This window comes from Bacteroides congonensis (assembly GCF_900130125.1).
In the GTDB taxonomy this organism is placed as follows: domain Bacteria; phylum Bacteroidota; class Bacteroidia; order Bacteroidales; family Bacteroidaceae; genus Bacteroides; species Bacteroides congonensis.
In genome coordinates this window covers 231,020-251,489 of sequence record NZ_FQXY01000007.1, presented here as the reverse complement: position 1 = coordinate 251,489, position 20,470 = coordinate 231,020, and the positions used below count along the sequence as shown (strand labels likewise).

The window sequence follows — 20,470 nt, the reverse complement described above, 5'->3', positions numbered from 1 at the left end:
TCGGCTAATCAGACGGCTATAGTTGGCTAAGTGGACAACTCCAGTCGGCTGATAGTGAAAAAGCTGTTGCTTATCCCAACCATATCATCATCAGCCGTCATTCCTTTATGTACTACGTGCCACTTGATTGCTGATATGAGTCGGAAGAATGCAAATTCAAGGAAGGGCGTGAAGGCGTGAACCTTAGTGAATACTGTATTTCTTATCTCTTCTTCACCGGAACTGTCTATGAATGAGAACTTAAGGAAACCGTGATGAATGTGAATAAGAGATTTTATAATTAAGTATAATTATACTTGTTTTTTTAGTATCTTTGTTCCGCTTCTAACAATACAGAATATTTATGAGATACACACATTTATACTCTTTAAATACACTCCTGCGGTTATGCCTTTGGTTGATTGCCGTGTCAGGAACCACCACACTCTCAGCCCAAGACATATCCTTCAACTATCTATCCACAGAAAACGGACTGTCCCAATTCTCCGTTTATGCCTTGCATAAAGATGAGCTCGGACGGATATGGATCGGAACGCGCGACGGGCTGAATGTGTATGACGGCAACCGGATACAATACTACAAGTATGACAAGGAAGACGAACATTCACTTGTGGGTAATCAGATCCGGAATATTTGCGGAAATGATAAAGGAATGTTGTATGTACAGACATCAGAAGGATTATGTGAGTTTGACATGTATTCGGAAAAATTTCATACCATTCAGAAAGGCGGAGTGTATAATATCACCTATGGAGCTGATACGCTGTTTACGGGTGGAAACTGGCAGGTGAATTATTATGACCCGAAGTCACGTGAACTGAAACCTTATTGTTCGTTGGATGTCCATCAACTGATTGTGTCTCTGTTGAAAGATGACGACGGAAACCTGTGGATGGGGACACGTAAAGGATTGTATTGTCTCAAGAAAGGACACAGTGTGCCGGAGTGTGTGTTGTCTCAGATCCATGTGTATAACCTATATCAGGATACGTCCGGTGATATGTGGATATGTACTTGGGAAGACGGGCTTTTCCATCTGTCGGATAGTGGAATAGCTCACTATACGGACGGCAGGAAAACGGGAAAGGAAGAACTTTCGTCCAATTCGGTAAGGGACTGTTGTGAGGATAATCAGGGAAATATGTGGATTGCCACCTTCAACGGACTGGACAAGTTTGATAAGAAAACACGGAAGTTTACCTGTTATACCCCTTCCGATGTGCCGGGCAGCCTGAGCAACTCCTCTGTCTATTGTATCATCAAAGACCATCAGGGAACCATGTGGGTGGGAACCTACTTTGGCGGAGCGAACTACTTCAACCCCGAATATGAAATCTACACCTACTATCGTCCCGGAAAGAATGAAAGCGAAGGACTGACCTATCCCGTCATCGGCTGCATGGCAGAGGACAAGCGGGGGAATATATGGATAGCTTCCGAAGGCGGCGGACTGAACTATTACAACCGGAAGACAAAACAATTCAAGTGGTATAAACATAAAGAAGGGGAGAATTCTCTTTCGTCCAACAATATAAAATCATTATATTATGACTCGCAGGAAGATGTGCTCTGGATAGGTACGCATCAGGAAGGCTTTAATAAATTGGATATCAAGACCGACCGGATTACCCGATACCGTATGCCTGACAGTCGTAGTGAAAATTCGTCCAACGTGGTTCTGGATATTATTCCTTATGGTCAGGATATTCTGTTGGCTTCTTATGGCGGTGTATTCCTTTTCAATCCGCGGACAGAGAAGTTTTCCTTGTTATTCGATCTGTTCAGTAACAGCCTGTATCTTGATTCGCAAGGGATTCTTTGGGTTGCGGTAGAAGGCAGTGGCGTATATGCCTATCATTTTGACACCAAAGAACTGATAAATTACCGTTATTCGCCCGAAGGGGAAAATTCGATAAGTTACAGCAGGGTGAACACTATCATTGAGGACAGGCATCATAATATGTGGTTCTCCACAAGCGGCTCCGGTATCGACGTCTTCTACCGGGAAACAGGGAAATTTGAAAACTTCAATGCACGGAACAACAAGCTTGGCAGCGATTGCGTCTATTCCATCGTCGAATCCCAGAATGGAAAGCTGTTGCTGACTACGAACCAGGGATTCACTATCTTCGATTACTATACCAAGGTATTCAACAACCATAGTGCCGAGAGTGGTTTTCCGTTTACTACACTCAACGAGAAGTCGCTTTACCAGTGTAAGGATGGGGAAATATTTCTGGGTGGTGTGAAAGGCATGATTTCTTTCTATGAGAAAGACTTGGACATACCTCTCAAACCTTACAGTATTATCCCCGTGCGGTTGTGGGTGAATGGTGATGAAGTCGGTATCAATGATGAAACCGGCATCCTGCAATCTTCACTCTATGACGCTTCTTCCATTACCTTGAAAAGTAACCATTCCGTACTGAGCATTGAATTTGCCATGACCAATTACATTGCGGCGAATAAGAACGAACTTGTCTACAAACTGGAAGGTTTCTCTAATGAATGGGCGCAAACGCACGGACAGAAGATGATTACCTACACCAATCTTCCCGCGGGAGATTATACGCTGATTGTCAAAACTGTGGGAGAAAACCATGTGTACCAGTCGGAATGCCGTCTGGCGGTAACCGTCCTGCCACCGTTCTATAAGACGGGGTGGGCTTATCTGCTATATGTCATTGTCATAGCCGTTATCCTGTTTTATCTCATCAAGGCGTATCGTGACCGTATCCGGTTGCAGGAATCCTTGAAATACGAGCAGCAGCATATCCGTGATGTAGAGGAACTGAACCAGTCGAAACTCCGTTTCTTTACCAATATCTCCCATGAGTTCCGTACTCCGCTGACCATCATCATCGGGCAGATAGAAATGCTGCTTCAGGGGCAGTCTTTTTCGCCTGCGGCTTACAATAAGTTGCTGAACATCTACAAGAACGGTTTGCAGCTACGGGAGTTGATTAGCGAACTGCTTGATTTCCGTAAGCAGGAACAGGGACATATGAAGATAAAGGTGAGCAGGCATGAACTGATTGATTTCCTGTATGAGAATTATCTCCTTTATGTGGAGTATGCCGCTACTTGTAACATACATTTCCATTTTGATAAGGGAGAGGAGCATCTGGAAGTGTGGTATGACTCGCGACAGTTGCAGAAGGTGATAAATAATCTGCTGTCCAATGCATTCAAATATACGCCGAAAGGGGGAACCATCTCCTTGAATGTATATAAGAAAGGAGAAGAAGCGGTGATTGAAGTCCGCGACAGCGGTACGGGCATCAGTCCGGAAGAGATAGAAAAAATCTTCGAGCGTTTCTATCAAGTGGGAGCTGACTCGGGCAATATTCAGGGAACGGGCATCGGTCTGGCTTTGAGCAAGGGTATTATCGAACTGCATAAAGGACGCATTGAGGTCAGCAGCCATTTGGATAAGGGCACCACCTTTACCATTTATCTGAAACTGGGCAAAGAGCATTTCCTGGAAGAACAGATTGACACCGAACCTGTGAAAGAAGAACCTCTGAGTATGCCTGCCGAACCGCAGTTGCAACTGGAACAGCAAGTGATGGACGAAGATGTGCAAAACAGAATCAAAGGGGCTAAAATGCTGATTGTGGAAGACAATACTTCTTTGCGGGAGATGCTGGCAGGATTGTTTGAACCTTACTATGAAGTGGTGACCGCTTCCGATGGGGAAGAGGGGTTGCAAAAGGCTCAGGAAGTAATGCCGGACATCATTATAAGTGATATTATGATGCCCAAGATGACGGGTATAGAACTTTGCAAGCAGATAAAAGCGAATTTTGAGACATGCCATATCCCTGTTGTATTGCTGACGGCACGTACCGCCATCGAGCATACTATCGAAGGGTTGCGGATTGGCGCAGATGATTATATCACAAAGCCTTTCAATGTGAACCTGCTGATTTCAAGATGTAATAATCTGGTGAACAGCCGCAGGGTATTGCAGGAGAAGTTCGGCAAACAGCCGCAGACACAGGTACAGATGTTGGCTACGAATCCGATGGATAAGGACTTGCTGGATCGTACGGTTGCCATTATCGAGAAGAATCTGGATAACTCGGAGTATTCTTTGTCCGATTTGATAAAGGAACTGTATATCTCACGTACCAATTTCTTCACCAAGATAAAGGCTATCACAGGGCAGACGCCGAACGAGTTCATATTGACCATACGTTTGAAGAAAGCCGCCTGGTTGCTGAAACATGAACAGTACTTGTCTGTTACCGAAGTTGCAGACCGTACTGGATTCAGTTCCCAACGTTATTTCAGCCGTTGTTTCAAGGATATGTATGGCATCAGCCCGTTGTATTACCGGACGGGGAATAAGGAAGATAATCAGGAAGAATAAAAGATACTTTATTTAAGATAATCAATATCCGGCAAATATCCCAGCCGACGTTGTAACTGGGCCTCATAGAGGGAAAGCGGGCGAACCTTCTTGCCATAGCTCTCTATCAGTTTCACGTGTGAAGTTTCAAAATTAACATTTTCTCCATGAAAACCGACAATAACCGGTGGAAGAAATTTCCAGCCGCGTTCGTCGCTCCACCATATCCACTTGTCGGCTTCGTTGGAAAGGGTACGGGTTGCGCAGAAATTCCAAAGTACCAAATCGTCCAGATGATTGGGCAGTTGATTCGTATCCCCACCTTGATGGGACTGGAGAAAGCCGCCTGTGCAACCATCCAGCAAAGTTGCTCTGGGTTGTGTAGCGTGCGATTCGAAATTAGTGTCATTTCCCCAGATACAGTCCTTGATGACTGTTCCCAACGATTGCTTGCTGACACCTACTGCATGCCATTGTCCTGCATTTGTCATCGTTTTGGATTTAGCTTCGTCCCTTACGTCCGCTATCAGCACCCGTGACGAGCCGGAAGTATGTACGGAACAATGCCCTCGGTTTCCGCCGATGTGGATGTCGTAGGCGGAGATATTGGCGCACAAGGTGAAGGTGGCCGCTTCGCTGACACTGTAGAAATCCACCCGGCGTACCCAGCCATTGACAATTTGCTGGAAGGCGAGTGGCTTGTAGGCGGAGTTCTCATACCATTGGCTATGAACAAAATCCTCTCCTGCCTGCCCTTTGAAAGACAGGTCTTCCACTCCCACGTTCTCGTAGCAGTCGTAGTGGCAGACAGTCCAGTTCCAGCGGGGATTCACTTCATGCATGATGGGCTCGGTGAAGGTGATGCGGTTGCCGCTGACGGATTTCACTTCGTGGAAATCGTACACTTGCACGCCTTGCGTCTGCAACTGCGTCATGGAAGTCATCCACCGATAAGGATGCAGTTCTTCGGCAATCAGTTCGGGAGAGTTGTCTTCCAGTTTCAGGCAGACGCGGTCGCCCGGACGGATGCTTCCCGTAGAAGCCACCTCAACGGAGAAACTGCCTTTCGGCGAACTTCCCGTTACTTTTGCCAACAGGTTCGAGAATCCGTTCCAGTTCTTGAAGTCGAACATGGAGCCTGCCCATTCCACATTGGGCAGCGGCGGGTAGGGGACTGCCATGGTGAGGATGGTCTTGTCTCGTCCTGCCCCTTTCAGGATGATATTTCCGGCACGTATCTGCATTCTCACGTCGTTGTCCGTGCCGCCCCGGTCGCTTTCATCATAAAGGATGAATTCACCTTCGGGAAAATAAATAAGGGCGTTGGCTTTGCGGTTACCGTTGATACCTATTTTATCAAGAATCTTCAGTATGGCATTCCGGTCGGATTTGCCGTCGTCGGGGATGGCTCCGTAGTCGGTGACATCATAAACAGTATATCCCAATGTCCATACATCGGGTGGTGCCGTTTCTCCGTGTTTGTAACCGGCATAGGAGAAATCAAGGAGTATGTTCGCTTCGTTACCTGCCACGAAGTCTGTCCATGCCTTGCAATCGGACGTTTCCGGTTCGGGCTCCGGTTCAGGGGTGGGTACAACAGGCAAAGGGCCTGCCTCTTCCGGCTTTTCGTCGGAATGACAGGCCGCTATCACCAGTAGACAAAACAGGTAAAGAATACTCTTTCCCGGCATGTTTCCTAGTCGTTTCATTGGCAAATGGCGGTTATCGTATTAATGCTGTTCGCTTGCAATGTCGTCGGACTGTCGGCTGTGTACCGATATGACGCGCCGTTGTCACTGATGATTTTGATGCATCTTTCGCTTAATTCCTGTGCGGGGACTACACCGCGGAAGGTGTCGTCACTGAGCCTCATCAAAGTTATTTCGGATACGGGCACATCTGCCTTCACAGTTGCGGTCTGTGCTTTGAGGTCTACCGAAGCGGTCGTGTGGGCTTTCAGTATCACTTTGTCTGCCTTTACTCCTGCGGGTAGGGTGACTTTTACTTCAAGCAACGCCAGGGCATGGGTGAATGAAAGGGTAACCGCCTCATCGTTCGCTTCCGATGTCACGTTCTCAGCCAGCAACAGGTCGCTCGGGTTCAATCCGTTGGCTGTCTGGTCTGTACTGACGATAAAGTCGAAAACGGTTGCCGTGCTTCCTTCTGCGTATGGGTAGTAAGCATAGAAATTGACGTCGCTTCCGTCGAGAGGGAAAGTGACGGGAGTTTCAGAGCTCCATGCGTTTTCTTTATACAGATAATTCAGGTTGCTGTGAAGAGTTGCGGAAGTAGACCGGTTGAGGACGAAGACCCCGATGTGGTCTTCGTCTACAAACACCGTCTTCCGGTCGGTGGTCTGCGTGCGCGTCTGCATGATGCTGGTACTGAAAACAATCTCTTTACCCGTTTCCTGGGGGAATGTACCGTCTATTGCATCCTGGCTGCACGAACCGAGAATGAGCGTCAATAAAGACGCTATTCCCAATCGTATGTATTGTGTTTTCATGATTTTCAATTGTTATGGAAGTTGTGTTACTTTTTCAGTTCGAGTTTCACGTCGTCCAGAACAAACTTGGTGAATTCACTGTTCGGAGAGAACATGATGAAGAAATTAGTCAGCGTCTCGTCCGATGTTTCTCCCAGTTCACCGTTGCCGTCAGGATACGGGTAGGGGGCTTTTACTTTTTGGGAGAAGTCGAAGTCGAGTGCATATTCGGTATAGTCTTTCTTCAGATTAATCTGTTTGTATCCGGCAGGCGTTTCGGATTCGCTCTTGCGCGCTGTGATGACACATTCCTTGCCGTTATTGCCGACGATGATAACTTTCATGTTATTGCCCGAAGTGCCTTTTGCCTTGAAAGTGAGGCGATATACTTTGCGTTGCATTTCCTGATTCTTGGTACGGTAGCACAGGTAAGTGCCGTACCAGCTCTTCTGCTGGTAGAAGTCGCAACGGATTACGTTACGATTCAGAGCTTTGTCGAGTTCCACCTTTACGTCTCCTGTTTCCAGTTCGTTCATCACGCGATAGAGCCATAAGTCTGTTTCTTCGGGATTGGTCTTGTCATCGTGTACAGGGTCTATTTTTCCCACAGGCAAGCTGGCGATGGCTTTAATTTCCACTTTGTCTTTTTGCTTGTCGGCGTTGTTGTCAGATGCTTTTGCGTTCACTGAAGTCAGAAGGGCGGCAGCCAATAAAGATGCCAATCCCAGTTTAAAGTTCATTGTTTTCATACTTCTTGTTTTTTTAGAGTTGTTATTAATTAGTTCTTTTTGAGTTCAAGTACTACATCGTACAGGTAGAATTCAGTATCATTGTTTGCAGGTGAGAACTGAAGGAACAGATTCTCCAGGACTTCATCTGTTGTTTCTGTATAGTCTGTGACGGTATTATAGATACTTAAAACCTGTTTGGAGAAATCGAAGTCTATCTGATATTCCTTGTATTCTTCTGTAAGGTTGAGCATATAGGCTCCCTGATATTTATTATCGGGGGCATTGATAGCTATAATCTTTTTATCTTCTCTTAAGATGATACATCTTACCGACTTGTTGGCAGTACCTTTCATTTTGAATTTGAGAGTATATACTTCCCGTTTCGGAGTCGGCATTCTGTGAGCGATGTAGGTCTTATACCAAGTATTATTGTCGTTTATCTTGCAATGTATCACGTTGTGTCCCAAAGACGATTCATTGATAACTGCCGCTTCTCCGATTTGGCTAACACTCTTCGCTACAAAAATCCAGTTGCCAATCTCATATTGCCAGGGCTTATCATTTACTGTCTCTACTTTTATTGCTCCTGTCGGTAAATCGTCAATTGTCCTCTGTATCCAGTTCTCCTGCAAATTGCCGGTAGCCTGATTACCGTCAGTCCAGTCTGCAATCGGTTCTTCCGTTGTTTCAACGGAAATCTTGTCCAAAGAAATTGTGGCAGTACATATATAACGATAACCTTGTTTAAGCTCAGATAACTTTTCCGATAATTCCCAAGTATATTCCCGGTTCATTTTGGGGAGTGAAACATAAAGTTGGGCGCCTTCTATCGAAGCTGTCGGAATCACTTGTGCCGTGTCGCTGTTGGCTGTTTCACTGGCTCTCATTTTGATATCCTTCTTTGCTTCTAAGTTCTCGAACTGAGCGCTCAGCAGATTGAACTGTGCTTTACTATTCATCCCTTTCAGTAGGACGGTTGCTTCTTCCAGATATTCCTTCGTCACTCCGTCACCGGGAACAAGGTCGAGCACGACTTGTGACAACACCGGACGGAGTTCCATAACTACCTTATTATTGTCTTTACCTACTCCTTTGCAATTGTTGGAATAAAGAAAATTAAAGGGCGATGCACTGTTCTGGTTGGATACATCCATTGCAATGCGGTTCTCCGTCAGACTCTCCGAGTAGGGGAAGTAGGCGATGAGATTCGTCTTGCTGCCGTCTTGCGGGAAATAGACAGGGTCGTCTACCACAGGCGGGGCAAAATAGCCCGCAGGCACTTCGATGGACTTATACAAAACATTCTCGTAAGAGTTTATTATCTCCTCTCCATTTTCCGTCGTCAGGAAGATACCGATATTCTTTCCGTTTTTCCACTCTGCACCTGCGGCTTTCGGGTCGAAACTGTAGTTTTTCCCGGTCAAGACCAAAGGCGTGTCGGTGGTCTGTATTTCATCTTCTCCTTCGTTGTTATTGTCACATCCGCAGAAGGTTAGCGATGCGGCGGCCATTAATAAAGCCGTATAAAGTAATTTGTTTTCCATGTGATTTTAATGATTGTTATTTATTAGGCTGTGTATGTCGGACATTATTCCACCACAGTTACTTTTATCTCTTTTACCTGTTCCGTGCAATTCCATGCATTGGCGTTGCGTGCAACGAAAGTGACCGTATATTCGCCCGGTTCGTTGTAAATGTGCGAGTATTTGGGCAAGGCTGCGGAATAGTTCTTGATAGAAAGTCCTTCGTCCGCACTGACCTTTGCTGCATCTATGGGCAAACTGATTGCCCATACGTGTGTACCGTTTTTCCCGTTACGTCCATTGATGGAAACTTTCGAGTCGTCTACTGCGGTAACGGTCGGGTTGTCACTTGAAGTGTCGTTCGATTTGATTCTTACGAAGTTAAATCCAAAATCAGCTTTCGGAGATGTCTTCTGTGTCATTTTTCCGTCTATGGTCTGATTCAGCTTCGGATAGAAGTAGACATCGGGATGAACATACTTTCCTTTTTCTTCCTCATTCAGGGCAGGCAGATTATATTCGGTGGCCAGATAGAAGTTTTTATATTTGTAGTCCGACAAATCGACCTGCACGTTGCTGATGGTTCCGTGTTGGTAGCCCTCATTATCCGACTCTATGACAGGCACTTGCAATTGTCCGTTCATATCACTCCAAGTAGCTTTATTGATGTTTTCTTCGTCATAAATCCCGTTGAAGTCTTCCGAAATCAATACGCGTGTTCCGTTTCTGAATCTTTTGGCGGCATATTTTAATTCTAAGTTGTATGTTAAACTCAGGGCTTCCACATCAGCCATTGTCCTGTTGCGGTTAGCATATTTCTTACCATATTCTCCGGAATAGAAGAGCAGATAATCAGGGTCTCCGTACAGATTGAAAGTGACAGGTTCGCCTACTTTAAAAGTTTCTTGCGGATTGTCCAGACTTATGCTGAAATCCAGGTCGTCAATGCCGTTATTGTCGCAGGCTTCGAATGTACCTGCCAGTAGCAGGAGCATTCCATATAATAGTGTATTTTTGTACTTCATAAAGCGTTGTTCTTTTATCGTTTATAAAATTACCATCCCTCGTTCTGTCCGCATATAGGATTGGTGTTCAGTTCTGTTTCCGGAATAGGGAAATAGATATGCTTGGGTTGCAGCTCGATAGCCGGTTGTGCCTTGATGTTCGTTCCGCCACTAGATACCAAATCATAACCTATTTTGTCACCGTCATATTCTCCGCCTACGATGATGTTCTGGTCTGCCAGCATCTTGATACGTTTTTCGAAATAATCCTTGCCCCAACGGCGCAAGTCCATTTTGCGGTTGCCTTCATAACACAATTCACGGGCACGTTCGTCGCGAACCAGTTCGCGGAAACTTTCGTAATCGTAGTCACCAAGTTTGACTTCACTGGCTTTCGCTCTCTTTCTTACCTCATTGATGGCATCCACCGCTTCCTGGGTAGGAGCCTGGTTCACCTCGTTGGCAGCTTCGGCAATCATCAGCAATACGTCTGCATAACGCATGATGGGGATATTAATGGACGTGCTGTATTGTGTCAGCGGTCGTACTACTTCATATTCCCTGCGGTATTTGGCTGCATCTCCGTCACGCATGGATTTCAGTTCGGATTCCGTCTTGTACTTGCGTGTTACCTTTTCCACGTTCTCGCTTATCTTTTCCGTTTGGAAACCATAGTTGGAGAAGTTCCACCATTTGCGTTTGTCGCCCTCTTCATACATACGGAACAGGATACGGGTACCGTTATAGAAGCCGTAGCAGAAACCGTTGTCGGGGTCGAGGGCCGAACCCTGGGTGATTCCGATTGAAAGGCCGATAGAACCGGATTCGCGGGTGATGTTCAGGTCGTTGCCGTACATTTCCGCTTCAAACATATTTTCCTTCCAGTTATATTTGTCGGAACACAGGTCGATAAAAAGCGCTTCATAGCCGTTCAAGTCACCACGGTCTTGTACCAGTTCGTGCAGTTCGCTGTCTCTTACCTTGCGGGCGTAAGTCAATGCTTCGTTCCATTTGTCGGCATAGACCGGATAACCGGACATCCACATATAGGCTCTTGCCATCAGTGCTTGTGCCGTGGTTACCGATATATGTCCGGCTTGTGCCAGTTCATCTGCGGTGAGGCAGCCTTTTTCGGCTTCCTCAAGGTCTGAAATGATTTGATTGTAGATGTCTATTTGCGGGCTGCGCTTCAGTTTCTGCGATTTCAGGTCGCGGGTAGCCGTCAGGCGCAAGGGGACTTCTCCCCAAAAACTGACCAGATTCATGTAGTAAAGGGCACGCATACCTTTGGCTTCTGCCAGCAGGCGTTGTTTGGTACGCTCATCCTTGCATACGTCCGCCGGTTTGTCGGTGATGGCTTCGATGTAAGTATTGGCACGGTTGATGCCTTTGTACAGTTCCGTCCATGCTTCTTTCAGCTCTTTGTCAACGGAAGTATAGTTGTTGAGGTAGAGCTTTGTCATACCGATACTATACTGCTTGTTGTACACCATGATGTCCGAGCCGGCATCACAGGTCGTAATAAGGTGTCCGCCGTAGAGCTTTGAACTGCTCATCGGGTCGTAGATTCCCGCCAGTCCTGCTTCGCAACTTTCGAGGGTGTTGTAGACATTGTTTTCCGACAGTTCATCGTAAGTGTCCGTTTCGAGGAAGTCACAAGCTGACAGGCAAGTTGCCAGGCTGATATATATCAATAGTTTCTTCATTTTCTTCTTTCGTTTAATCAGGTTATTACAAACTCATTTTCACACCGAATGTATAAGTTGCCGAGCGCGGATATGCCGAGTAGTCGAATCCTCTCGTCATGGACGAGTTGCGGGTAGACACTTCGGGGTCGTAGCCGGAATAGTTAGTCCATGTAATCAAATCCTGTCCGGTGACATAGAGCCGCAGTGATTTGATTTTACACTTGCTCAGCCATTTGGCGGGGAAGTTGTATCCCAACTGTATCGTTTTCAGGCGGAGAACGGAAGCGTCTTCCACTTCACGGTCGGTATTGAATCCCGGTTCGTAGAAACCTCTGGTGGGAGCCCACAGGTAATTGGTGTAATTTCCCGGAGTGATGGAACCGTCCGCGTTGACCGTGCGGGGTGTCCAGTGGTTCACCGCAGTAGCCAGTTGGTTGGTGTGCGCGCTCTTGAGCTCTTCCAGCAGTTTGCGGTTGTAGTTAATCAGGTCGTTACCGTAAGACCATTGCAGGAAAATGCTTAAATCAAATCCTTTGTATTCGAACCGGTTGGTGAAACCGCCGATATGTATCGGAAGTCCGTGACCGATGATGGTGCGGTCGTCCGTCGTAATCTTACCGTCGCCGTTGATATCTTTCAGTTTCGGGTCGCCCGGACGGATTTCGCTTCTCTTGCGTCCGTTGTCGGGGATACCTTCTTTCAGTACAAATGTGTTCGGTGATACTTCGTTGAAGTCTTCGTACTGATATACTCCGTCAAATACATATCCGTACATTTCGGAAAGCGGATGGCCTACCTTGGCGATATACATATCCGGAATTTCCGGGTAACGGATGCCCACTACGCGGCTTGTCTGTCCGTCGGACAATGCGGTGATTTCGTTCTTGTTGAACGAGATGTTGAATGAACTTGTCCATTTCAGCTTATTGTTTCCGCCTTTCAGGTTGACTGTGTTGATGGCAAACTCAAAACCGGAGTTGCGAACGCTACCGATATTCTGCTGCACTTGTTCGAATCCGATGGATGGGGGAGTGTCGGCATACAGCAACAGGTCTTTGGTATGCTTGTTATAATAGTCGATGACTGCATTGATACGGTTTCCGAAGAATCCGAGGTCTACTCCGATATTCGTCTGATAAGTGGATTCCCACTTCAAGTCTTTATTTGCCATCTGGCGTATGTAGATGGCGGGCGACATAGTATTATTGAACGCATAATTCTCATTGCCGGCATACAGCAGGTGTGACGGATAATTCTCCTGCGTACGGTTGTTTCCCGTGATACCCCAGCCTACTCTCAGTTTCAGGTTGGACATCCACTTACGGGCGGGTCTCATGAATTTTTCTTCGGAGATTCTCCAGGCTCCGGATGCTGACGGGAAGTAGCCCCATTTGTTGTATATCAGTCGTGAAGAACCATCGGCACGGACTGTTCCTGTGAGCAGGTAGCGTGATTTCCAGTCATAATTGGCACGTGCAAAGAAAGACATCATGTGTTGCTCGGTCTTCTCGGCATAAATTTTCTTGGGAGTTCCCTGGTCTATGCCCCAGAGTCCGAGTTCTTCCCATGGAACCAGTGATGCCTGACCGCCGAGGTATTGATACTGGTTGCTGGAGATTGACGCTCCCAACATCCCCAAGATATTATGGTTCTTCACTTTCGTGCGGTAAGTCAACGTGTAGTCGTTTGACCAGTTGTTGTATTCCCTGTAGTTGAAGCTACCGTTCTGCTTGTCGGGTTGGTAACGTGCGTCACCCCAATAAGTCTGTGAATTATTGAATGTGGTACTTCTGACAATATTCGAACTCAGTGCGCCTGTCACCTTGAACTCCAGTTTTTTGGTGATTTTCCAGGTCAGGTATGCGTTCATGTTCAGTTGGCGGCTTAAATTGCCGGAATCTTCATTCTGGACGGTTTTCACCGGATTGTAGCGGTAGTCGGTAGCACTGTTGATATTCGGGTCAAAAGGCTGGTTCAATATATCTTCGTCCAGCTTGTAAGCCAGCGGGCGGTATCCTAATACGGAGTAGAAAAGGTAGTGGCTCGATGTCCATCCCCCGTGACTTTCGGACGGGTTGGCACCATGTGTCTTGTTGTTGGCATAGTTCACGGTAAATCCTACGGTAACATTGGATGTAATCTGCTGGTCAAGGGTCAGACGTGTACGGAAGCTGTTGTATTCAGAGCCGGTCAATGTACCTTTCTGGTGGAAATAAGAGGCACTTGCGCTGTATTTGGTGCGTTGCGTACCACCGTTGAGGGACACATGATGGCTGGTGAACGGTGCGCCGTCCAGTACGATGTCCTGCCAGTTGTATGCTTTTCTGTTACGGTAATCTTCCAGTGTCTGGTGACGACCCAACTTCTCATCATAACTCAGGTAAGTTCTGTCCAGGTATTGTTCGCTGTACTGGTTCAGCTCTGTCTGCAACTTCACGAAGTCGTAAGCTCCCATCATTTTGAGGAACTGCGGTTCCGTCTGCCAGGAGAAGTAACCGTCGTAAGTTACGGTAGGGGGAGCTTCCTTTCCTCTTTTCGTCTGAATGATGATGACACCGTTGGCTCCGCGCGCTCCATAGATAGCGGTGGCCGATGCGTCTTTCAACACGTCGATAGACTCGATATCGTTCGGGTTGTAAGCTGCCAGGTTAGGGTCTTCCGTCGGGAAACCGTCGATTACATAAAGAGGGGAACCGTCGGAACTGTCGGAGATAGTGTTACTACCCCGGATGACGATATTGGAGGTGGCTCCCGGTCGTCCATCGGTGGCAACTACCTGTACGCCTGCGATGCGTCCCGCGAGAGCCTGGTCGATGGAAGCAACCGCCGCCTTTGTTAAGTCTCCCATGTCGGCTTTGCTGACGGAACCGGTCAGGTCGCTTTTCTTCACCGAACCGTAACCGATGGCTACCACTTCGTCCAGCATCTTGGCATCTTCTTTCATTTCGACGTTGATTTGTTTCTTGTTGCCTACCGTTACTTCTTTAACGGCGTATCCTAAAAAAGAAAAGGTGAGCACGGATGAACCTTTCGGCATTGATATACGGTAGCGTCCGTTGGTATCGGTGACAGTTCCCGTTTTTGTCCCTTTGACAATGACGCTTACGCCGGGCATCGGTTCTTTGAGTTCGTCTGTCACCACTCCGGTTACGGCAACCTGTGCGAAGACAGTGGAAATAGAGAAAAGCAGTATCCAAAGAAAGGACTGGCTTCTTTTCGAAAATAAGATTCGATTCTTTTTCATGTTCTTAAATTAAGATTAGACATTTCTGTTTTTAAACGATACGGCAAATGTCGGAACTATGGCAATTTACTACCGGCATTGTCAGTACAAACGACGGACACAATGCGTACAAATCGCGGCTGTACTATCTGAGACGGCGATTTGTACGGGGAGTTAACCTGCATTGTACGCTATGTGCCCCTGGAGGTTTTTTGTATCTCCTATCTTTGTACCAAGACACTAATATCAAAAAAAATCTAATATCAAAAAAATGATTATGAGTAAAAGTTGGTTGGTGCTTGTCGCAGGTTTGTTATTCTTCAGTTGCGGCAAGCGGAATCCCGAAAAAGAAACAGAGCCTCTTCCGCGGACGCAGAAAGAAAGAGTCAAGTGGTTTGAGGAAGCACGTCTCGGCATAATGATTCACTGGTCGTTGTGTACTCCGGCGTCCGGTCGTTTTTATGGTGAGAAAGTACGTAACTCGGAATATGCCGAATGGATACGCTGCCATAATAAGGTACAGAAGTCCGACTGGGATCAAATGGCCAAACGCATGCCGATTTCCGAGAAGGAGATAGAGGACTGGGTGATTGCCACGAAAGAGGGGGGATTCAAATATCTCACTTTTGTGACGAAGCATCATGACGGGGTTGCTTTCTGGAACTCGAAAGTCAGTGACTATACCTATGGGAAGCTGTCGGGAACCAATTTCGACGTATTGAAATGCTTGAAAGAGAAATGCGAGAAACATGGTATTGTTCTTTGTGCTTATTATTCCCACTGGTTGGACTGGGGACATCCGAACGGACGTAATAACGACTGGGACTATGCGGACGAGCAAAAGCCCGGTTTTGACCGTGTTGCGGCAGGGCGCGGGGAGGTACAGGCTCCTTTTCGCCAATTGCCGACAGAAGAAGAGTATGATAAATACTGGCGTGAAAAGGCAATGCCGCAGGTAGCCGAACTGATAAAGGACTATGGTGTGAAACTGTTCTGGTTTGACTGTTGGCGCGAAGACCCTGTTGCCGAAGGGCAAATGACGGAAAAACAGATGCGCGACATGCTTGCCATGGTGCGCGAACTTGACCCTACCGTATTGGTAAATACCCGCTTGGGGATTCATGAAGTAGGAGATAACGGCGTTGATTTCCAGACGATGGGTGACAATGAGTTTCCGGCTCAACCGCTCGGACATACATGGGAGACGGCGGCGACTTTCAATCATACTTGGGGGTACAACCGTGATGACCAGAATTGGCGTTCTACCACATACTTTGTCCGCGAAATCGTGAAAGGTATCTATAAAGGCGGCAATGTGATGCTGAATATCGGCCCTCGTGCCGATGGTTCCATCCCGCCCGAAATCAAGACCCGTATCTCTGAAATAGGCAAGATGATACATCAGAATAAGGTTGGTTTCCACGGTACTTATCCTTCTCCTTTTGCTGAAGACTCACAGGACTGGGGGCTTATCACGCAGCGTACCGGGGATGGTAAGACGAAAGTGTACTTGCATGTGTTTGAATGGCCTTCGGACGGCATTATCCGTGTCAACGGATTGAAGAATAAGGTATTGGCAGCACGCATCCCTTCTTTGAATAATAAAAATGTGGAATTTGTGCAGAAAGGCTTACTTTTGCATGTACAAGGGCCGATAAGCGAGCCGGTATCTTATGACTCGGTCATCGAACTGGAAGTGGAAGGCGAATTACAGGCAGAGAACGGTTTCTGTGGCGAAATCAACTTCGGTGGTATTGCGATGGAACAGGCGAAAGCATCCCTTGCGGGCGGACTGGAACGTGCGAAAGGAGTGGATGTCACCGGAGTGGGGTATATATCTCCTACCAGTATCCGCGGATGGAAGTCGGCAGATGATGTTGCTTCCTGGAAAGTGTATATCCCTGAAGCAGGGGAGAGGGAACTGGCAATCTGTTATTCCTGTGATTCGGCGTCTGCCGGGCAGCCTTATCAGGTGGAAGTGGAAGGAGTGGATTCCATCAAGGCTGTGACCCTGGCAGGGCCTAAGGGATTCGGAGAGTTCTACACCCGCCATTTGGGCAAGGTTAAATTCCCGGAAGCCGGGATATATACTGTGAAAGTTCGTCCTGCCGATACTCCGAAGAAGGAATTGTTCGGATTGAACTGGCTGTTTATTGAATGAAATTTTAAATCGGTTAAATATGAAAAATAAAAGAATTTTTTGCCTGTCGTTTTTATTGCTGATAGGCGTTGTGGTAACCTTTGCACAGTCGGACAAGGAAAAGGCTGTTCTTAAATTGCGCAATTATTATGCTCAGAATTACAGTACGTATCCTGTCCGCAATAAGATAAATAAGGCGGATACTTACTTGAAACAGTTGAATGAAGAGGGGCAGTTTGAAGACCTGATAGCTTATGAGAAGGAGATTCATGATAAGAAATGGCTGGATAAGGTGTCTTTCCAGGATCAACAGAACATGGGACTGTTTCTTGCCGATGCGACAGAACGTTTGTGGGTGATTGCCAACAACTTCAAAAGGAAAAAAGTGGAAGATGTACCGGAAAAGTTTTGGAGAGCCGTATTGAGATATGGTGACATCGAAACCCGCCGTCAACCGAACGACCGCTTTCACGCTTCTTGTTTCGCTATTCCCAAAGCTGCCTGCGGTGTCTATTTCTCTCTGTTCAAGCAGATGGATATACCGGGGGATACGATGAAACTGCGCACTTCTGCCTGTGAAATGCTGAAGAAACTGGCTTTTCAATCGTGGACACAACCCAAACGTAATGATGATACGGAAAAGAATATTGTAAGTGTGGAGAGATTCCGCCATCATGTGTCATGGGTGGGCGGAAATGCACTGGCTTATCGCCCGTTGCTGGAGACGGCTGCCATGCTGGATTCCATTCCGATGGTAGATGTAGTGGCGGCAGTGGCGAAAGGCAGTTTGAGCAGTGTGTCGCAGCCTACTTATGAAGAAGCTTTCTGGAATGAAGGTTTCACTGCTGATGGAGCCGGTTGGGGACATGGCATGCAGTGCCTTGTGTGGGGCTATCCGATTCATGGAGCGCAGAGCGCGCAAAACTTATTGTGGATGCTTCGCGGAACGCCTTGGGCGGAAACTCTGACCCGTGAGAATGTGGATGCGTTGCTTAATTTCTATCGTGGCAGCACGTTCTACTATTATAAAGGATTCATTCCACCGTGCCTGGATCGTTATTCAATGGTATATTATGAAGGAAAGCCGGCTCATATTCCTTATCATCAGATGATGAAAGCTTCGGTAGAACGTTGGCCGAAATCTTTCACGGAGGATGAAGTCCGCGAATTGAAACAGCTTATCACGGAAGTGGAAAAAGACAATATCCGTATGGACGGTTATCCGGGAGGACATTATAATGGTACGCGCTGGTTTTATAATAACGATGACTTGATTAAGCGTAACGCTGATTATTATATGATGGTGAATATGGCTTCCAACCGTTGCGACGGTTTGGAAAGTGCCAATAACTTTGCGGACGAATATAATATCTATACGAACGACGGGCTTACTTATTTCCAGCGTAACGGTGATGAATACCGGAAAGTGATTGGAGCTATGGACTTGACAGCGTTGCCCGGAATCACTGCCCGCGAAGGTCAGGAAAGGTTGAAACCGTTCACCAACTGGAGAGGATTTACCAGTAAGCACAACTTTGCCGGTGGGGCGACTTATGGCGGACAAAATGCAGTAGCAGGCTTTATCTTTGAGAAAGTAGACGCTATGACCAGAGAAAAGAAAGAGGTGAAAATCATCAATCCGGTGGCTTTCGGTGTAAAAGCGTATAAGTCGTATTTCATGCTGGGCGATTATATGATTGCTCTTGGAGCCGGTGTCACCAACCTGGAGCCGGAACAGGAAGGTACGATACGTACTACTATGGAGCAGACTGCGCATCAGGGGAAAGTCACTTTGTATGATGGGAAGAAGCAGCTTGAACCGACGTCCGGTGTCAATCCGTTGATTGATAAAGGTAAGTCATTGTGGGTAATGCAGGAAGGCGGATTCGCTTATATGCCTCTGCCGGAGTTTACATCGAAAGCTTTCTTTTGCTGCGAAACCCGTCCCAACGAATGGTTGAAGAGAAACTTATCGAACAAGGGTAAAAAGAATCTTCCGGAAACGGCTGACATATTCCGTGTGTGGGTGGATCATGGTCGGGAAGTAAAGGATGGCACGTATGGTTATGCTGTATATGCCGGCAAAGGACTTCCGGCAAAGAAAAATCCGTTTGCAGTTCTCAGGAATGACACATTGGTGCAAGCTGTCCAGTCCACTGATAAGAAAGTGTTGGAAGCTGTGTTCTATTCTGCCGGTGAAACGCTGAAATGGCAGGGGATTCCGGTGAAAGTGTCCGCTCCTTGTGTACTGCTTGTCGAGAAAGAGGGAAAAGGCTACAAAATCTCTGTGACAGACCCGACGATGAATACGCAACTCAAGGAAATGAAAGTGGAAATAGGAAACACTTCTGCTACGATTGCTCTGCCGACCGGGAAAGATTGCGGAAAGAGTGTGACAAAAGTTGTGTAATCTGATTTTTAATAGAATTGGTTAAACGGTTAGACGGACGATAAGTTGGTTTTAAAAAGACCTGTCCGGATTGTTTGGAAATTAATAAGGGTATCAAAAGCTCAGGATTCTAAGAGAATCCGGCTTTTGATACCCTTTTCTTAGTGTTCATATTTTACATGTTTTATTCATCTTGAAAACGCTTCAAATCATAAAACATGGAACGGGTGACATCATTTTGGTCTTTCTCTGAAATGAAGTCAAATCCGCATCTTTGATAAAATCCTACTGCATTCTGGTAAGCATCTACGGTTATAAAGCGACATCCTGTACGATTATCATGCGTAAACATGAATTTTATCAGGCGTATAATATCTCTGCCAAGCCCTTGACTGGCAAATTCTTCTGATATAGCTAATCTACCTATTTTAACAGCAGGATAATGTTTTCTCCGTTTAGGATTGGCCACACGTCGGCTTAATTTATTCCAAATAGAACGTTGTTCCGGATCAAAAGTTATCTTATCATTCAGTAAACTAAAATAGGCAACAGTTTTACTTTGTGGTAAATCTTCAAGTAGATAAGTTACAGCCATTAGCTCTGTCAAATACTTTTGTGCGTCATCAAACAAAAAACCGTTTAAGTCACTATCCTTGCACTTAAACGGTTTTATTTTAGTATCTACCTTTAACGGTATAAAATCATAATTTTCAATAGCCATTGTTACAATGTAAATGAAGCAATGGCTTTGAATTTCTCGTAAACTTTCTTTGCAGCTTCTTTCTCTTCCTTACTTTCAGGTTTGAGATTTGCCATTTTCTCTGCAAAGCGTTTAGCATCTTTTCCAGTTAAAACCGGAGTTTCTTTAATTGGTCGAGCCATAGCATTTATATGAATTAATAATCTAGAACAAAGGTACTTCTATTATTTGAA

12 protein-coding genes are annotated in these 20,470 nt (G+C 46.3%); 3 read left to right on the top strand and 9 right to left on the bottom strand.

Annotated features, from left to right (window positions below; translation table 11 throughout):
• Positions 1–343 precede the first annotated feature (343 nt).
• Positions 344–4,375: a hybrid sensor histidine kinase/response regulator transcription factor gene (locus BQ7997_RS02395; protein ID WP_073343160.1), complete on the top strand. Its 4,032-nt coding sequence runs from the start codon at positions 344–346 to the stop codon at positions 4,373–4,375.
• A gap of 8 nt (positions 4,376–4,383) precedes the next feature.
• On the opposite strand, the gene BQ7997_RS02390 is transcribed toward BQ7997_RS02395, so the two are convergent.
• From BQ7997_RS02390 to BQ7997_RS02360, 7 genes are read right to left on the bottom strand one after another with little or no spacing between them, the layout of a single operon-like run.
• Positions 4,384–6,063, bottom strand: coding sequence for a DUF4955 domain-containing protein (locus BQ7997_RS02390; RefSeq protein WP_235817245.1), 1,680 nt, complete (start codon positions 6,061–6,063; stop codon positions 4,384–4,386).
• Positions 6,060–6,860 carry a fimbrillin family protein gene (locus BQ7997_RS02385; protein ID WP_073343156.1) on the bottom strand — a complete coding sequence of 267 codons (801 nt, stop codon included), beginning with the start codon at positions 6,858–6,860 and terminating at the stop codon, positions 6,060–6,062. Before BQ7997_RS02385 ends, BQ7997_RS02390 begins: the two co-directional genes overlap by 4 nt.
• Positions 6,861–6,886: 26 nt before the next feature.
• Positions 6,887–7,588 (bottom strand): DUF4627 domain-containing protein, encoded by a 702-nt coding sequence (locus BQ7997_RS02380; RefSeq protein WP_073343153.1) that lies wholly within the window; start codon positions 7,586–7,588, stop codon positions 6,887–6,889.
• A gap of 29 nt (positions 7,589–7,617) precedes the next feature.
• Positions 7,618–9,114, bottom strand: coding sequence for a fimbrillin family protein (locus BQ7997_RS02375; RefSeq protein ID WP_073343150.1), 1,497 nt, complete (start codon positions 9,112–9,114; stop codon positions 7,618–7,620).
• Between the two features lie 44 nt (positions 9,115–9,158).
• Positions 9,159–10,118, bottom strand: coding sequence for a DUF5017 domain-containing protein (locus tag BQ7997_RS02370; protein WP_073343146.1), 960 nt, complete (start codon positions 10,116–10,118; stop codon positions 9,159–9,161).
• A 29-nt stretch (positions 10,119–10,147) separates the two neighbouring features.
• The gene (locus BQ7997_RS02365) at positions 10,148–11,803 is read right to left on the bottom strand and encodes a RagB/SusD family nutrient uptake outer membrane protein (RefSeq protein WP_073343143.1); all 1,656 of its coding nucleotides are present in this window, start codon (positions 11,801–11,803) and stop codon (positions 10,148–10,150) included.
• Between the two features lie 25 nt (positions 11,804–11,828).
• The gene (locus tag BQ7997_RS02360; RefSeq protein ID WP_073343140.1) at positions 11,829–15,029 is read right to left on the bottom strand and encodes a SusC/RagA family TonB-linked outer membrane protein; all 3,201 of its coding nucleotides are present in this window, start codon (positions 15,027–15,029) and stop codon (positions 11,829–11,831) included.
• A 256-nt stretch (positions 15,030–15,285) separates the two neighbouring features.
• Between BQ7997_RS02360 and BQ7997_RS02355 the strand changes: the two genes are divergently transcribed.
• Both BQ7997_RS02355 and BQ7997_RS02350 read left to right on the top strand, forming a co-directional pair.
• Positions 15,286–17,169, top strand: a complete 1,884-nt coding sequence (locus BQ7997_RS02355) for an alpha-L-fucosidase (RefSeq protein ID WP_159436739.1) — start codon at positions 15,286–15,288, stop codon at positions 17,167–17,169.
• 19 nt (positions 17,170–17,188) lie between these two features.
• Positions 17,189–19,558: a polysaccharide lyase family 8 super-sandwich domain-containing protein gene (locus tag BQ7997_RS02350; protein WP_073343550.1), complete on the top strand. Its 2,370-nt coding sequence runs from the start codon at positions 17,189–17,191 to the stop codon at positions 19,556–19,558.
• A 163-nt stretch (positions 19,559–19,721) separates the two neighbouring features.
• On the opposite strand, the gene BQ7997_RS02345 is transcribed toward BQ7997_RS02350, so the two are convergent.
• Together BQ7997_RS02345 and BQ7997_RS25650 are read right to left on the bottom strand one after the other, a co-directional pair.
• Positions 19,722–20,258 carry a GNAT family N-acetyltransferase gene (locus BQ7997_RS02345; protein ID WP_022139653.1) on the bottom strand — a complete coding sequence of 179 codons (537 nt, stop codon included), beginning with the start codon at positions 20,256–20,258 and terminating at the stop codon, positions 19,722–19,724.
• A 2-nt stretch (positions 20,259–20,260) separates the two neighbouring features.
• On the bottom strand, positions 20,261–20,419 hold the full coding sequence (locus tag BQ7997_RS25650) for a hypothetical protein (protein WP_022139652.1): 159 nt from the start codon (positions 20,417–20,419) through the stop codon (positions 20,261–20,263).
• Between the last annotated feature and the right edge of the window lie 51 nt (positions 20,420–20,470).